The sequence below is a fragment of the Vitiosangium sp. GDMCC 1.1324 genome, assembly GCF_003044305.1.
Lineage (GTDB): Bacteria > Myxococcota > Myxococcia > Myxococcales > Myxococcaceae > Archangium.
Window position 1 is genome coordinate 540,110 of the sequence record NZ_PZOX01000001.1, and the last position, 15,222, is coordinate 555,331.

The window sequence follows — 15,222 nt, forward strand, 5'->3', positions numbered from 1 at the left end:
CATCATTGAGCGTCGTTGCCCCGAAGTAGACACGCAAGGCTCCCTTCTGGGGCAATCGGGCGGGGATGGGCGGGCGGGGGGACTCACGCATTCCCGTCTGGGAATGCGGCCATTCAGTCACGGGCTCATCTGGCTCGAGGCTGTCCCTGGAGCTCTACCCAGACATGAGCAAGAACGAGAGCAACGCCAGGCACAGGGTTACCCCTGATCCGATCCAGCCGGTCTCCGCGACCAGTCCAGAACCTGGTATGCGCATTCAGCATTACGAGCTCATCCGCGAGCTCGGCAGCGGCGGCATGGGCACTGTGTTCCTCGCGCGCGACGTACGGCTCGGCCGCCGCGTGGCCATCAAGTTCCTGCACACCCAGGACGTGAGCCTCACCAGGCGTTTCATCCTCGAGGCCCGAGCCACTGCCCGCTGCAGCCACGAGAACATCGTCATCATCTACGAGGTTGGTGAGTCCCACGTCGGCCCGTTCATGGTGTTGGAGTACCTCCAGGGCCAGCCGTTGAAGAAGCTCGTCGCCGGCCAACGGCTGCCTCCGCCTCGCGCGGTAGAGTTGATGGTGCCGGTGGTGCGCGCACTGGCGTGTGCCCACGAGCAGGGCATCGTCCACCGGGACCTCAAGCCCGAGAACATCCTCGTCACCGATGCGGGCGCCATCAAGGTGCTCGACTTCGGTATCGCCAAGGTGCTCCAGGGAGACGAATGCCCAGCCGGGGCCGCTACGGATACCTTCGTGGGACGGCTCCTCGAAGAGGACGCCCACGACCTCACCCGCCGCGGCGCCATCCTGGGCACGATGGCGTACATGTCCCCGGAGCAGTGGGGCAACGGGGTGCCCATCGACCACCGGACGGACATCTGGGCCGTGGGCATCATGCTGTTCCGGATGCTCTCGGGCCAACATCCGTTGGGCTCGGTGGGCGGCCCGCAGCTCGCGGTGACCGCGCTGCTCGACGAGCCGATGCCGCGCCTGCAGAGCGTGATACCAGACGCACCACCGAACCTGGCTGCCGTCGTAGACCGCTGTCTGCTCAAGCACAAGGACCAGCGCTTCCCGGACGCACTCGCCTTGCTGCGCGCTCTGGAACCCTTTCTGCCTGGGCGCTACAGCCGCGAGTTGCGCATCGACGAGAGCCCCTACGCGGGCCTCAGCTCCTTCCAGGAGGTGGATGCGGACCGCTTTTTCGGCCGCACCCGGGAGATTGCCGCCCTGGTGAATCGCATCCATGACCAGCCATTGCTGACCATCGTGGGCCCCTCGGGCACGGGCAAGTCCTCCTTCGTGCGCGCGGGACTGGTGCCCGTCCTCAAGCGCTCGGGCACGGCCTGGGAGTCGCTCGTCATCCGCCCCGGCCGCCACCCTCTCTCCGCGCTGGCTAGCATGGTGGCGCCGTTCGTGAGTTCGTCGAGCTCCATCGAGGAAGACATCCAGGAGCAGCAGAGACTCGTCGAGCATTTCCGGGCCGAACCCGGTTTCGTGGGCAATGTGCTACGCAGCCGCGCCCGGCGCGAGGGCCGCAAGGTCCTCCTCTTCATCGACCAGTTCGAGGAGCTCTATACGCTGGTGCCGGACGCCCGGGAGCGCCTGGCCTTCACCGCATGCCTGTTGGGCATCGCGGACGATGCCACCTCGCCCATCCGCGTCGTGCTCTCCCTTCGCTCGGACTTCCTGGATCGGGTGCCCGAGGACGAGCGCTTCATGACAGAGCTGAGCCAGGGACTCTGCTTCCTCACCCCGCCCAACTGCGAGGGCCTGCGCGACGCTCTGGTGCAACCCGCGGAGATGGCCGGCTACCGCTTCGAGACTCCGGCGCTGGTGGACGACATGCTGGAGCACCTGGAGTCCACCCAGGGGGCGTTGCCGCTGCTCCAGTTCGCCGCCACCCGGCTGTGGGAAGCCAGAGATCCCGCGCGCAAGCTGCTCACCGAGAGAGCCTACCAATCCATCGGTGGCATCGCGGGCGCGCTCTCCAGCCACGCCGACAACGTGCTCGCTGGCATGTCCACCCAGGAGCGCACCCTGGTCCGGGCGCTCTTCCTCTGTCTGGTGACGCCCGAGCGCACACGTGCCCTCGTCTCGGCGGACGAACTGCGCGAGCTGACGAAGAACCCGGGCGAGATGCAGCGCCTCATCGACCACCTGGTGCAGGCACGCCTGCTCGTGGTGCAGACGGGAGGCGGCGCCATGGGCGCAACGGTGGAGATCGTCCACGAGTCGCTCGTCCACAGCTGGCCCACGCTGCGCCGCTGGTTGGACGAGGGCCAGGAGGACGCGGGCTTCCTGGAGCAACTGCGCAACGCGGCCCGGCAGTGGCAGGCCAAGAACCGAGACAGCAACCTGCTTTGGCGCGGCGAGATGGTGGAGGAGGCACGGCGATTCCAGCGCCGCTTCCGCGGGGAGCTCCCCCAGCAACAACGCGACTTCCTCGAGGCGGTCTTCGCCCAGGCCGTACGGGCCACGCGGCTGAGGCGGACCCTGGTCATTGCCACCACGACATTCCTGGCCCTGCTGGTGGTCGCCGCGGCGGTGGCGCTGGTCATCATCCACAAAGCGCAGCAGGAGACCGAACGTCAGGCGGAGATGGCGCTGCGAGCCGAGGCGCTGGCCCGTGATGCGGAGACGGCAGCACGCGGGGCGGAGGCGACGGCGCGCAGTGCCGAAGCGGAGGCCAAACAACACCTGCGCGAGGTGCAGGCCAAGGAGCTGGAGCGTCAGAAGGAGCAGCAGGCGAAGGAGGAGGCCGACATGAAGGCGAAGCTCGCCAACGAGCAACTCCTCCTCAAGAATGATGCGCTGAGCTCGGCGCTGAGGAAGACCGAGTTCCTTCGCAGGCGCGCCCGGTTCGCATGGCTGCGCGCCCAGAAGAGCGCGGACGAGGCGCACAAGGCCCAGGGAAAGCTCGAGGAGTCGCTGCGCCGTGAGCAGGAGCGCGCTCAGCGCCTGCAGTCGCAGCTCCGCAGTCCGATCATCAAGAGTCTGGAGTGAGGGTGACCGTGAGCAACCTGAGGAGAAGGCTGTCGCTCGTCCCTGGTGTTGTGATGACAGGGCTCTTGCTGTGGGCGGTTCCGGCTGCTTCCCAGTCCCAGCAACTCGTGGGTGGGGCCCGTCCCTGGACTCAGGGGGTCAGCCAGCAGGACCAGCGGACGGCGCGCGAACTGTTCGACGAAGCCAACTCCGCGCTGACGGAGTCCGTCTTTGTCGAGGCGACCGAGAAGTACCTCCAGGCCCTTCGGCATTGGAACCATCCCGCCATCCACTACAACCTGGCGCTGGCACTGATGCGGCTCGACCGGCCCATCGAGGTCTACGAGCACCTGCTCTCGGCGATGCACTACGGGGCGGAGCCGCTGGGCGCCGACAAGTTCGAGAACGCCAGCCGGTTCAAGGAGTTGCTCGACACGCAGCTCGTCCGGTTGGACATCTCCTGCGATGAGCCCGGCGCCACCGTGACGCTGGACGGCCAGACATTGTTCGTGGGACCGGGGCGTTACCAGGGGCTGGTACGTCCCGGCATCCACACCACGTCTGCCCTCAAGGAGGGCTATGTGACCACGGACAAGAGCCGGACGCTGATGCCTGGAGAGCAGGTGAGACTTGTCCTGAGGCCGCTCCTCCTCACGTACCAGAGACGGTGGCCCTCCTGGATGCCCTGGGCGGTGATGGGGACAGGAGTGGCCGCGGCGGCGGGGGGAGGAATGCTGCACCTGCGGAGCAGCAAGAACTACCGCCGCTTCGACGACACGGTCTTGGACTGGTGCGATGACGGCTGCGATCCCAAGGAAAAAGGCATCGCGAACATAAGAACCCAGGGAGACAACCTGCAGAGGGCGGCATACGGCGCATATGCCCTGGGCGGGGCGGCGTTCATCACCGGCGTAGTCCTCGCCTACCTCAATCAGCCCCAGGCCATCCCAGTGGATCCGAACCAGCAAGAGGCAACGGTGAACGTCACTCCCCTGGTTGGCGGGACGAACGGCGTCCTGGCCTCCTTCCGATTCTGAGGTGCACGATGAAACGAGAGCATCTTCCCCACGTACATATGGGGGGCGTCACCACGCTCGCGCTGGTACTCCTGGCCCTGCCGCTTCAGTCCTGCCTCGAGCCCATGAGTGTGGACTGTGGAGCCGACCTGGTCTGCCCCGCGGGACAGAAGTGCGCTGCTGATCAGCATGTCTGCATCAAGACAGACTGCGGCGACGGCGTCGTCCAGGAGGGCGAGGTCTGTGATGACGGCAACCTCATTGATGGTGATGGTTGCAACAGGACGTGCGAGTCGAACGAGCGATGCGGCAACCACTTCGAGGACAAGGTCCTCGGTGAGGTCTGTGACGATGGCAACCTCACGGATGGCGATGGTTGCAGCAGTGATTGCCGCTCACGCGAGAACTGCGGCAACGGCCGCATCGATGAAGGTGAGCAATGCGATGACGGCAACGACTCCAACGAGGACGATTGCACCAACACGTGCCGGATTGCCCAGTGCGGTGATGGGTTCTTGAAGAGCCAGACGCAAGAACTGGACCCGCTCGAAGAGTGCGACCCCGGAATCGGCGGTCCATCGAGCTGCAATTTTACCTGCAAGCGCAACTTCTGCGGAGACGGCATCATCAACATCCACGACGGTGAAGAGTGTGATGATGGCAACGACTCCAACGAGGACGATTGCACCGACACGTGCCGGATGGCCCGGTGCGGTGATGGGTTCTTGAATCGAGCCGAAGAGTGCGACCCCGGAATCAGCGACCCACCGAACTGCAACTATACGTGCAAGCGCAACTTCTGCGGAGACGGCATCGTCAACTCCCATGACAACGAGCAGTGCGACGATGGCCCCGTGAGCAGCCCACATTGCAACACCAATTGCACCATTGCCCGCTGCGGTGACGGGATCGTGAACAGAGAGGCGGGCGAGGAGTGCGATGATGGCAACGCGGACGACTGTGGTTCCTGCGATGCCCAGTGCAAGAACAGGTCGCCTGCGCCGGCGACCGGGTGGATATACGCAGTGTCTGGAGGCAGCATCAAAGATGGTGAGAGCTTCTCCCTCAACGATGGCAAGCGTACCCAGGTCTTCGAGTTCAACAAGGCCGGTGGGACACGCTGGCCACATGCGTCCGTCAATATCGTCAACGTTTACTCGCCTATGGAAGTGGCCACCGTTATAGCCAATGCGATCAACGGCGCCGATGAGTTTGATATCAAGGCGGAGATTTTCGATAACAACAAGAGTGCGGTGCGCCTCACGAACAAGGTAGAAGGCGCGATCGGCAACCAACTCATCGGTGAGTCGGTCAAGGACGAGTCTTTCGACGTCGAGGGAATGGACGGCGGAGCTGGTAATGATTGTCCGAAAAACACCGGTTGCACGAAGACCGAAGACTGTGAGCCCGGCTTGACGTGCCGCAAGCCAGATGGCGATCCAGCGGGGACTTGTCGTCCCTGACACTACAGCCCTGGGTTCGTCCAGGGGGAGGAAGTCCCATGGGCATCGGTTCCGTCGGTGGTCCTAACCGGGTGGAGGATTCGGCGGCGGGCTCGGCTACCCCAATCTTTCCTCCTCAAGGGCCCTTGTTCTTCTTATGCTCTGCCCGGAAAGAACCCATCGTTCGTTCCGGGAGACGCCATGGCCTGGTCGGTTTCAAAGATCCTCAAGAAGTTCTTATTGGCTCAACCGGTTCATGGGGGGAAGACGAGCGCCGATGGGCCAAGCGAATCCAGGCCTACGATCACGAAGATCACGGTGGCTCAAAAGGGGCAGGCCGCGAAGGTCATCGATGAACCTGAGGCGATCGGTGCCTTCAGTGAAATCTGGAATCAGAAAGAAGAACAGCCAGAGCTGGATAAGGTCATCTGGGATCCGGTCGCGAAGAAGATGGTTTGGACTCATGATCTCAAGATCGAAATGAACGGAGCTTCGAGTCTCTGGCTTTACAACTCGAGCGGTGTCGCCACGCGGCTCACCAAGAACAAAACCCCGATCTATGCGATCAAGGATCCAGAATCTTTGATCCGGATCATGAAAGGGGAGATCGGTGGGGCCAAAGCGAAAGGAATACTGATGACGGAATCGGGCGCGGACGCTCTATTCAAGTCGGTCAACGATATTGCTCAGGAAAAATGGATTGAAGCTGTAAGGCCAAAACATCAAAGCCCAGATTCGCTCGTCTGGCAGACCGCTCTCTCCGACCCGTTTCCGTCGACGTGGCCCCTGACAGACGATTCGCTCGTGTTCTACGCCTATGCTCGTGGCGCGAATCTACGGAGCCTGACGAGCGGAGAGCTCATCGGTCCGGTATGGGCCAGGATCACGGTGTCCTGTTCGGGCGGTAAGCCAAACCTGGTTCTGCTCGACACCGACATCAATCCCCATGGGAGACAGGGGGTTCGGCCTCTGACTCAAGAAGAGCTCGAGATACTGCGAGCCAGGCCCACGAGCTTGTTGCTACAAGAGCGTTCGATCGAAACGGATCGGCAGATCAGGGCCTATTACTGCCTTCAATCTTCCTTGGGGAACGTTCCCAAGGAAGTCATGGCTTTGCATGGTGCCTTCTTTGAATGGCTCGGTTGTTCGTCGCGATGACGGCTTGAAACACCCCTGACGTGGGGTCCTCTTCAATTGACGCGACGCTCGCGCCCCTGCCAGTAGGGCCGCCGGAGCTGCTCCTTCAGGAGCTTGCCGCTGGCGTTCCTTGGCAACTGCTCCACGAAGTCCACCGACTTGGGGACCTTGAATTCCGCCAGGTGGCTCCTCGCGTGCCGCATGATGTCCCCCGGGCGAAGCGTGAAGCCGGGCCTGGGCACCACGATGGCCTTCACTGTCTCTCCCCATAGCTCGTCGGGGATGCCGATGACCGCCACGTCCGCCACGCCCTCCTGGCTCCGGACGACGTTCTCGATCTCCGCCGGATAGATGTTCTCGCCAGCGCAGATGATCATGTCCTTGAGCCTGTCACAGACGTAGACGAAGCCTTCTTCATCCCGGTATCCCGCATCGCCGGTCAGCACCCAGCCATCGACCATCGTCTTCGCGCTCGCCTCCGGCTGTTTCCAGTAGCCCACCATCCGGGCCGGCGATTTCAGCGCGATCTCCCCGACCGAGCCGGCTCCCAGCTCGTTCCGGCGCTCGTCCAGGATGCGAACCTCCACCCCGGGCAGTGGCCTTCCGGCGGCGCGCAGCCGCTGGTGATGGGCGCCCCGGTGGTCTTCGGGCCGCATGCAGACGGCCACGTTCCCCGTCTCCGTCATCCCGTAGAGCTGACAGAAGCCGCAGCCGAACAACTCCATGGCCCGTTCCAGCAGGGCAGGGGAGATGGGTGAGCCTCCGTACACCACGGTCTCCAGGGAGGAGAGGTCCGCGCTCTGGATGCCCGGCTCAATCATGAGCACCTGCAACATCGCCGGAACCGCGCAGAGCTTCGTCACCCGGTACCGGGGAATGGCCTGGAGGATGGCCGCGGCATTGAACGTCCGGAGCAGGATGCACGTGCTTCCGAGCGCCAGTCCCCTGGCCAGGGCCCAGAGCCCTCCGATGTGGAAGGTGGGGACGAACGACAGATAGACGGTGCGCTCCGTCCAGCCCAGCCACTGCTCTCCCCGCGCGTCCATCTCTCGGGCCACGGCGAAGAAGCTCCTGCTGGCCAACTGGACCCCCTTGGGGTGGCCGGTGGTTCCACTGGTGTAGAGCTGGACCACCACTTCGTCCGGGTCATACGTGAGCCCGGGAGCGGAATCGGACGCGCTGCTGAGCCACTGGCTCGCGGACGGCCAGCTGGGATGAGCGGCCGAGAGGGTGATGACCTTCGGCTGGAACGCCAGCCGCTCGAGGAGCCTCGACACAAGGGGGAGGGACTCCCCGTCCACGAAGAGCAGTCTTGGACTCGCATCGCCGAGGATGTAGGCGATCTCCTCCACGGAGAGCCGCCAGTTGATGTTCACGTAGACCGCCCGGGCCTTGGCCGTTCCAAACAGCAAGGCCAGCGAGTCCAGGGACTCCTTGCCGAGCACGGCGATCCGCTCCCCTGGGCGGATGCCCTCCTGGAGCAGGGCTTGCGCCATCTTGTTGGACTGGCGCTCGAGGGCCTCGTAGTCCAGCGATTCGTCCTGGATGAGCAGGGCTGTCTTCTGGCCATGATGCCGGCTGACGCAGGTGGGCAGCTCCGCGAGTGTCATGACTTCACGAATCAGGCTCATCGTCGTCTCATTCGTCTGGAGCGCGGGGGGAGAGCTCCGCGACTTCCAACAGGAAGCCCACCAGCGATTCGAGCTCGGGGTGGTCGAACAGGAGGGTGCTGCTCAACCGCAGGCACAGCTCTGACTCGAACCTGCTCTTGAACTCGATCGCCATCAGGGAGTCCACCCCCAGCTCCATCAGGTTGTCCCTCGTCCCTATCTGGGAAGGCTCGAGCCCCAGCCGTTCGCCGAGATCCTCACGGAGGCGCTCCAGGAGGAGCTCCTCGCGGAGCCGGGGAGGGGTTGTCCGGAGCATCTCGAGGACGCGCCCCGCCACCGGCCGTTCATTCGTTTCGTTCAACATCGGCGCTCCTTCCAAAAGACAGTCACTTCCGAGGGGCAGCCGTGTTGTGGAGGAGCGCGAGGAGCGCTCCGCCTTCGGCCCTCCCTCCCTGCGCATCACTGAAGCTGCAGCTCGTCTGGATGAAGGTGGCCTTGCTCTTGACCTTCACGACGTCGAACGAGACCATTCCCTGGAAGTCGAGGGAGTTGATGGGCTTGCGGAAGGCGCTGGAGAACTCGACGATCAGACAGTCCGGGAGCTGCCGGTGCAGGTACTCCGAGTATGTCCAGTCGAGCGCGGGCGCCAGCAGCCGGTGCTGGAAGCACTCGGCCAGGAGATAGTAGCCGAGCTGGTTGTAGCAGATGTTGTACTCGACGGCGTTGAAGTGTCCCGTGGCCGCGATGTAACAGGACTCCGGAATCGAGAACTGTCCCCACGCCGTCATCACGCCCGTTGACGGCTGACCGCTGGTCAAGCTCGAGATCGCATCATCCGTGTATTCCACGAACGCGCTCTTCAGGTAGTGGCAGTTGGGTTTATAGGGTTTCAACACCTCGTCCAGCAGGGCCTGCTTGCCTTCGATCCGCCTCTTGAGACGCACTTCATCGAACATGTACATGGTTTCTGTCCTCGTAAGGTGAATGGGCTCAGCGCGTTGAGTGCCGTTCAGGCCGCGTTCGCGTAGAAGGGCAGGTCGTCGTAGACACCGATCCGGTAGCTCATGCTGCGCTCTCCCTTCGGTGTATCGCCCGCCTTGTGCAGCAGCGCCCTGTTCTCCCAGAGCAGGATGTCGCCATAGCGCCAGGTGTGCGTATGGATATGATCCTCCCGCTCGATGAAGTTGAAGAGCTTCGCCATCACCTCGATGTTCTCTTCGTAGGAGAGTCCCTCGAGTCTCGAGGTGAAGCCGCTGCTGATGTAGAGGCTTTTCCTGCCGGTCAGCGGATGCCGGATGACCGCCGGATGCATGACGGGAGGGACGAGCTTGTTGACGTCGTTGAGGATGTCGATGAGGGCCCGGTCGATGTCCTCGGGGGTGATCTTGTAGCGCCACTTCCCGTCGTGGATGGCCTGCGTGTTCTCGACGTAGGCCCGGAGCTCGTCAGGGAGCTCTTCATAGACCCGCTGCATGTCGATGTAATAGGTCTCCCGCCGGGTGTTCGGGAGGATCTGCGGGTACACCATGACGAACGGGAGGGGGTCCTGGAAGAACTGGTAGTCCGTGTGCCAGTACCGGCCCGTGCCCGCGACGCCGACCTTCTGGCCGTTCTCGAGGACGTTGGACGAGACGAAGATCTCGGGATGCTCCGGGTGGTGGTAGTTCTTCTGGAAGTAGACCTGGGGCCGGCCGAGCTTGTTCGCGAAGTCGATGTACTCCTGCTTCGACAGATTCTGGTCCCGAATGACGATGAGCCGGTGTTCGTAGAGCTGAAGTCTGAGCTGGACTGCCATGTCCGAGGACAGGTTCCTGACATCGATGCCGGTGAGCTCCGCGCCGAGCTTTCCTGCGGTAGGGGGAATGAGCTTCATGGAATCTCCGAGGTTCGTTCAGTCAATGGCAGTCACCACTCCGACATCGTGGTGGCTGCCTGGTTGGGGTTCATGGGTGTTCTGTGTCGGGTCCCAAGCGCTTCGCGAGGTCGGCCACGTACTGGTACATGTAGATGCCAGCGTGAGTCCGTTGGCCCTCCCGGGCGTAGTCTTCGAGCCTTCCATAGGGGCGGAAGCCGAAGACTCTCCAGAGCCGCTCGGATCTCGTCCCCTCCTGCACGTCGATCATCAAGAGCTCGGCCCCCAATGTCTGACATTTTCGGACGATCTCCGAGAACATGGCTTCGAGGAGCCCGCCCCCACGCACGCTGGGGTGGATGAACCCGATCTGGACCTCGACCAGGTGCCGGCAGTGGGGAAGCTTGCTCTGCCGCAGGAGCCCCATTCCGAGGAGTCTCCGATCCCGGGCGGAGGCGAGCAGGAGGTGCGAGTTGCCCTTGGCGACGTCATGGTCGACGTCCGCCATCAGCTCCAGGCCGCTCTCGCGGTCGATGCTGGAGGAGAATCCGATGATGGGATCCCTCTCGATGACGGCGTTCATCAGCTCGATGAGCCGCAGGGCCTCTTCCTCGTCGAGCCGCTCGGGCCAACGGAGGGTGATGCCATGCCGTGACATCGAAGACCCGGCGTCTGCCGGGGCCGCATCCTGAAGAGATGTGGCGGAATTTCTCATGATCACCTCTGGCGGGAATCGCCGTGTCCTTTGGGTGGAGTCGATCCAAAGGAGAGGTGACGGGAGTCATGTTCTACGGCGTGCGGAGAGGCCCCTCGCCAGGTGTCCGCTCAACCTCACGGGCGGCTGGAGCTCCTGTGGCAGAGGGGCGGTTCCCCCTCATCGGACGGGCGCGGGGTCAACTCGCCCGGTTGCCGCTGGCAATGAGGTGCCACCACCGAACAGGTCCATGAGGCGGGCCGTGACGCGCTCGGCTTGAACGAGGGTGACGTCATGCCCCGCCCCTGGAACGAGCTCGATGTCGATGCCAGGTGCCACGCGGCGCAGGCGCTCGATCGCGGCGGTCGCGGAGAAGATGCGCTCGTTCTCTCCCACCATGAAGAGCGTGGGGGTGGGCAGGCCGCGCAGTTGCTCGTCACTCAGGATCGAGGGCTCGACCAGCCGGCGTGCCTTGAAGCTGCGAATCGCGAGGTACCCCTCCTGGACGCGTTGCTCGAGGAGCAACCGGCTGGCCGCGTCCTTCGTCGCCAGATCATGGGCGAGCCACGTCATGAAGCGACGGGTGAAGAAGGGGGAGGGCAGCGCGCACGACACCGCTCGGAACATGAAGCCCAGGCCCAGCGGCATCACCGTTCCGGCCGGTGCGATGAGCGCCAGTGCCGAGAGACGCCCGGGTCGTGCCAGCGCGTACTGCGCGGCGATCCATGCCCCATAGGAGACTCCCGCGAGGCCGAAGGGCTGGTCTGGAGCCAGCACTCCGGTGAGCTCGTCGAGCCAGGTCACGAAGTCCTGAGCCGTGCGTACCGGGCGCGAGGGCTCGCTGCGGCCGTAGTCCGCGATGCTGTCGACCGCCCACACGCGGTGATGGGTGGCGAGCGCGGGAACGTTGGGCGCCCACATGAGGGAGGTGGACCCGGCGCCCGGTAGCAGCACGATGGCCGGTGCGTCCGTGGGACCCGAGCCTCGGACGAACGTCGAGCCGTAGGACGTCGGTACGAGTCGCACGTCCGAGGGCAGGGGCCATCGCGTGCTCCACTCGTCGTAGGCCGCCAGGTATCGGGTCCGAGCGGCTTCATTGCGAAACGGTGAGGAGTTCGACATGAGCGCATCAACCTGTCCAGGGATGCGCTCGTGTCAACCCGACGTCAGGCCGAGAGTTTGTAGATGGTGAGCTTCCCGCCGACGTAGTCGTCCTTGAAGATTCCGCCGTACGTCATCTTGAAGAGAGCCAGCAGGAACTTCGAGGGGTCTCCCGGGCTCCGAGCGCGCCACAAGCCCGTGTTCGGATCCATCAGGGCGAAGCGGAAGTCGGCACCAATCATCCACCCGATGGTGTGCGAGCCGCTCTTGGAAGACAGGTCTACCTTGAAGTAGGCATTCTTGCCCGCGCTATTGCAAGCCATGCACAGCGACTTGGCGAGCGTCTGGAAGCTGTCGATCTTCACCTCCGTGAAGTTGCCCAGCTTGTTGCCCTTGAGCCCCCCGAGGTCCGGGTCGGTCGACTGCAGCTTCGTCACCATCTCCTGGAAGGCGGAGGATTCCGCTTGCAACTGCTTCATCTTCTCGTTGAGCCCCTGGGCCTCGGTGGTCAGCTTTGTGATGTGGTCGACGTTCTGCGGTGTCACCGGCTTCTGCAGCTCCGGGAGGATCTGCTTGTACCGATTGACCAACGCGGCGTTCTCCTTCTTGTGGGTGGCGATCATCTCTGACAGCTTGTGGCTGTTGGCCCCCAGCTGGGTCTTCTCCTTGTGGTACGCGGTCTGCTCATCCACGTACCGCTTGGGAATGATGCCGCCGTGGACGAGCAGACCGTCCACCACGAGGAAGGGGTGCACGAAATCGGAGGCCGAGCCTTCTATCTCTTGCTTGAGCCAGTCCACCACCAGCGCGTGGCACACCCCCGACTTGTGGATCGTGGTCTGGATGCCCAGGTTCGAGCCCTGTTCAATCCAGGCCTCGATGTCGAAGCGGTGCTCGTCCGCGAGCGCGAGGAATTCCTCCATCACCCGCTTGGGTTTGAGCTTCGTTCCGCAGTAGCGGCAGGTCCGGCTGAAGACCGCGGGTTTGAGCAACGACTGGGTCTCCGCCGACTTGTCTGGATTGGAACGGCCACAACTCACACAATCCCAGGCCATGTGGATTACCTTTCCTCGAGTGCGTCAGATGGGCGCCAGGTAGCGCGGAATGATGGTCGCGTATTCGTCGTAGGCCACACACCACAGGCTCGAGACGAACGACACCAGACTCGCCGCATCCTTGCCGAAGTCGTACTCTCCGTGGTTGGGATCGAAGAAGCAGTAGGAGCCATCGCGCTGGAACAGGCCCACCGCATGGCCACTACCATCCTCCGAGGGCAGCAGGGCGATCATGAGACCCCACCACGCCTGGCCGTTCACCTCGGCCGGGTGTTCCTTCGTGTCGAGGAGCGCCCCCACGACCCCCTCACGCGCGTCGCGTGTCGCCATGCCGTCGGCGCTGCCAGGGCTCACCATCGTCATCTTCTCGAACCCCGACTCGAGCTGGACGATGCCCTTTTTCGCCTTGCGCTCCTTGCGCGCCGCGTTCCCATGGAAGCGCGCGACGAAGCCCTGGTACGCCTCGGTCTGGGCCTTGGCCGCGCCGCTCTGACCGAACATGAGCCCGCCGAGCTTGGGGGCTTTCTTCACCGCCGCCGTCACCTCTTCGCGGAAGATCTGCGAGAGCAGCACATGCTTGGCGCCCAGCTTCCGGCGGTCCTCTCCGTTCCAGATCCACCCCGTCTCATACTTCTTGCTGCCGAGGCTCCTCTTGTTGAAGGCCTTGCGGCGCACCCAGTCCAGGGTGGCGGCGTCGCAGACCCCCCCGTGCCACCGGACATTCACCCAATCCTTCCCCTGGTCGAAAAAGAAGGACCTCACGGGAAGGGCCGCCGCCAGCAAGGTCTTCGTGGAAGTGTATTTGGAATAGTCCATGGCGCTCGGAAAGCAGGATACCATGGCTAGACCGGAAGCGAGAGGGGTCCCTCCTGTATTTTTGTAATCTGGGGAAGAGGGAAGTCTCCGCGAATACGGAAGCTCCGACTATTCACGGAGAGTGCTACAGTCGTGGGCCCCTCTTGCAGTTACCCCAAGGAGGAAGTGGATGAAAAAGCATCTGGTTTTGGGTCTTCTACTCGCCGCCGCGGTCCCGCCGAGCACCGCGCGCGCGGAAGTGTTGGTGTCCGCCCTCGTCGAAGTGCTGGTGGACGGTGGCAACAACTACAACTGGGAGAAGGTGGCGCTGCCGGGCACGGTCTGTGGCAACGGCTCCCAGTACAAGTTCTTCATTCACCGGAGCACCTCCGGTTCGAAGAACCTGCTGTTCTTCCTCGAAGGTGGTGGTGCGTGCTGGGACTACGACACCTGTAGCGGGCGCGCGGGCATCCTCGGTGCGGCCAACCCGAACGGCATCGTGGACGACTACATGCAGCAGTTCACGGCGAAGTACGTGTCGCCGCTCGTGAACGGCGCCGATCCGGGCCTGCCCTTCCGCAGCCGCACCGACATCGCGACCAAGGACTGGAACATCGTCTACCTGCCCTACTGCACGGGCGACGTGCACGTGGGCAACAACGTGGCCACCTACACGGATTCGACGGGAGCGCAGCCGCCGCTCACCTGGCACCACTCGGGCTACGCCAACACGATGGCGGCCATCAACCACGCGAAGACGCAGTTCCCCAGCGTCCAGAAGCTGCTGGTCACCGGATATAGCGCCGGCGGCACCGCCACCTCGGCCGGCTACTACTTCATCCGCCGCGGCATCAACCCGGCGCGTGGCTATTTCCTGAACGACTCGGGCCCCATCTACCTGGCGCCCAACGTCGATGACCGCTCACGCCCGCTGCACACGAAGATCCGCCAGTCGTGGAACCTGGACTCGGTGCTCGGCCTGCTGCCGGCCTCGTTCGACCGCAACAACATGGGCACCATCAACCGCATGCTGGCCATGGAGTTCCCGAGCGATCAGCTCGCCTACACGGGCTACTCGCGCGACTACAACTACTCGCGCTTCTCCTACGAGCGCTTCTACACGCCCAACGACAAGGAGACGATCCTCCGCTTCTGGAAGGAAGATCAGGACAAGCTGGTCGCGGAGCTGAACCTCTACAACAACTACAGCTACTTCATCCCGCATGAGCGGGCGATCAACGCCAGCCACTGCAGCACGATCATCACCTTCATCGGCGCGCACGCCTGCCAGCAGATGGAGAAGAAGCACAACTGGTGGGAGTACCTCGAGTGGCCGTGGGGGCAGACCTATAAGTGCTACAGCGAGTTCGTGCCCATGGAGACCTTCCTCCAGCGCTTCATCAACGAGAACCAGCGCATCCGCATCTACGAGCCCGCCAACGGGTACAACGCGGAGGACCCTGGCATGGGCATCGTCGCGCCGCTCATCAACGGCGCCATCGGTGGCTAGCTTGAGTTGACGGAGGCTCGCGGTGCATGTGCGCCGCG

Annotated in this window: 13 protein-coding genes; 5 read left to right on the forward strand and 8 right to left on the reverse strand. The window is 63.5% G+C overall.

Annotated features, from left to right (window positions below):
- Positions 1-248 precede the first annotated feature (248 nt).
- From DAT35_RS02020 to DAT35_RS02035, 4 genes are all read left to right on the forward strand, one after another.
- Positions 249-2,993, forward strand: coding sequence for a serine/threonine-protein kinase (locus tag DAT35_RS02020; protein WP_233261254.1), 2,745 nt, complete (start codon positions 249-251; stop codon positions 2,991-2,993).
- Between the two features lie 53 nt (positions 2,994-3,046).
- Positions 3,047-4,009, forward strand: a complete 963-nt coding sequence (locus DAT35_RS02025) for a hypothetical protein (protein WP_108065164.1) — start codon at positions 3,047-3,049, stop codon at positions 4,007-4,009.
- An 8-nt stretch (positions 4,010-4,017) separates the two neighbouring features.
- Entirely contained in the window at positions 4,018-5,451 is a 1,434-nt protein-coding gene (locus DAT35_RS02030) for a DUF4215 domain-containing protein (protein ID WP_108065165.1), read from the forward strand.
- 180 nt (positions 5,452-5,631) lie between these two features.
- Entirely contained in the window at positions 5,632-6,588 is a 957-nt protein-coding gene (locus DAT35_RS02035) for a hypothetical protein (RefSeq protein WP_108065166.1), read from the forward strand.
- Between the two features lie 32 nt (positions 6,589-6,620).
- On the opposite strand, the gene DAT35_RS02040 is transcribed toward DAT35_RS02035, so the two are convergent.
- The 8 genes from DAT35_RS02040 to DAT35_RS02075 all read right to left on the reverse strand — a co-directional run bounded on the left by DAT35_RS02040 (position 6,621) and on the right by DAT35_RS02075 (position 13,695).
- Complete coding sequence (locus DAT35_RS02040; protein WP_108065167.1) at positions 6,621-8,198, reverse strand: long-chain-fatty-acid--CoA ligase; 1,578 nt, start codon at positions 8,196-8,198, stop codon at positions 6,621-6,623.
- A gap of 7 nt (positions 8,199-8,205) precedes the next feature.
- Positions 8,206-8,541, reverse strand: a complete 336-nt coding sequence (locus tag DAT35_RS02045) for an acyl carrier protein (RefSeq protein WP_158501511.1) — start codon at positions 8,539-8,541, stop codon at positions 8,206-8,208.
- Between the two features lie 22 nt (positions 8,542-8,563).
- The gene (locus DAT35_RS02050) at positions 8,564-9,139 is read right to left on the reverse strand and encodes an FcoT family thioesterase (protein ID WP_233261255.1); all 576 of its coding nucleotides are present in this window, start codon (positions 9,137-9,139) and stop codon (positions 8,564-8,566) included.
- 47 nt (positions 9,140-9,186) lie between these two features.
- Positions 9,187-10,050, reverse strand: coding sequence for a TauD/TfdA family dioxygenase (locus DAT35_RS02055; RefSeq protein WP_108065169.1), 864 nt, complete (start codon positions 10,048-10,050; stop codon positions 9,187-9,189).
- 70 nt (positions 10,051-10,120) lie between these two features.
- Entirely contained in the window at positions 10,121-10,687 is a 567-nt protein-coding gene (locus DAT35_RS02060) for a GNAT family N-acetyltransferase (RefSeq protein WP_158501512.1), read from the reverse strand.
- 216 nt (positions 10,688-10,903) lie between these two features.
- Entirely contained in the window at positions 10,904-11,845 is a 942-nt protein-coding gene (locus tag DAT35_RS02065; protein ID WP_108065171.1) for an alpha/beta fold hydrolase, read from the reverse strand.
- Positions 11,846-11,889: 44 nt separating this feature from the next.
- Positions 11,890-12,879, reverse strand: coding sequence for a YopT-type cysteine protease domain-containing protein (locus DAT35_RS02070; protein ID WP_108065172.1), 990 nt, complete (start codon positions 12,877-12,879; stop codon positions 11,890-11,892).
- Positions 12,880-12,903: 24 nt separating this feature from the next.
- A complete protein-coding gene (locus DAT35_RS02075) occupies positions 12,904-13,695 on the reverse strand; it encodes a YopT-type cysteine protease domain-containing protein (RefSeq protein ID WP_158501513.1) in 792 nt (263 codons plus the stop codon).
- A 169-nt stretch (positions 13,696-13,864) separates the two neighbouring features.
- Between DAT35_RS02075 and DAT35_RS02080 the strand changes: the two genes are divergently transcribed.
- The gene (locus DAT35_RS02080; RefSeq protein WP_108065174.1) at positions 13,865-15,184 is read left to right on the forward strand and encodes a pectin acetylesterase-family hydrolase; all 1,320 of its coding nucleotides are present in this window, start codon (positions 13,865-13,867) and stop codon (positions 15,182-15,184) included.
- Positions 15,185-15,222 lie beyond the last annotated feature (38 nt).

What these genes read in the sequence shown, in the direction of transcription:
- DAT35_RS02020 (WP_233261254.1), top strand. Translation starts at nt 249, where the DNA reads ATGCGCATTCAGCATTACGAGCTCATCCGCGAGCTCGGCAGCGGCGGC.
- DAT35_RS02025 (WP_108065164.1), top strand. Translation starts at nt 3,047, where the DNA reads ATGACAGGGCTCTTGCTGTGGGCGGTTCCGGCTGCTTCCCAGTCCCAG.
- DAT35_RS02030 (WP_108065165.1), top strand. Translation starts at nt 4,018, where the DNA reads ATGAAACGAGAGCATCTTCCCCACGTACATATGGGGGGCGTCACCACG.
- DAT35_RS02035 (WP_108065166.1), top strand. Translation starts at nt 5,632, where the DNA reads ATGGCCTGGTCGGTTTCAAAGATCCTCAAGAAGTTCTTATTGGCTCAA.
- DAT35_RS02040 (WP_108065167.1), bottom strand. Translation starts at nt 8,198, where the DNA reads ATGAGCCTGATTCGTGAAGTCATGACACTCGCGGAGCTGCCCACCTGC.
- DAT35_RS02045 (WP_158501511.1), bottom strand. Translation starts at nt 8,541, where the DNA reads ATGTTGAACGAAACGAATGAACGGCCGGTGGCGGGGCGCGTCCTCGAG.
- DAT35_RS02050 (WP_233261255.1), bottom strand. Translation starts at nt 9,139, where the DNA reads ATGTACATGTTCGATGAAGTGCGTCTCAAGAGGCGGATCGAAGGCAAG.
- DAT35_RS02055 (WP_108065169.1), bottom strand. Translation starts at nt 10,050, where the DNA reads ATGAAGCTCATTCCCCCTACCGCAGGAAAGCTCGGCGCGGAGCTCACC.
- DAT35_RS02060 (WP_158501512.1), bottom strand. Translation starts at nt 10,687, where the DNA reads ATGTCACGGCATGGCATCACCCTCCGTTGGCCCGAGCGGCTCGACGAG.
- DAT35_RS02065 (WP_108065171.1), bottom strand. Translation starts at nt 11,845, where the DNA reads ATGTCGAACTCCTCACCGTTTCGCAATGAAGCCGCTCGGACCCGATAC.
- DAT35_RS02070 (WP_108065172.1), bottom strand. Translation starts at nt 12,879, where the DNA reads ATGGCCTGGGATTGTGTGAGTTGTGGCCGTTCCAATCCAGACAAGTCG.
- DAT35_RS02075 (WP_158501513.1), bottom strand. Translation starts at nt 13,695, where the DNA reads ATGGACTATTCCAAATACACTTCCACGAAGACCTTGCTGGCGGCGGCC.
- DAT35_RS02080 (WP_108065174.1), top strand. Translation starts at nt 13,865, where the DNA reads ATGAAAAAGCATCTGGTTTTGGGTCTTCTACTCGCCGCCGCGGTCCCG.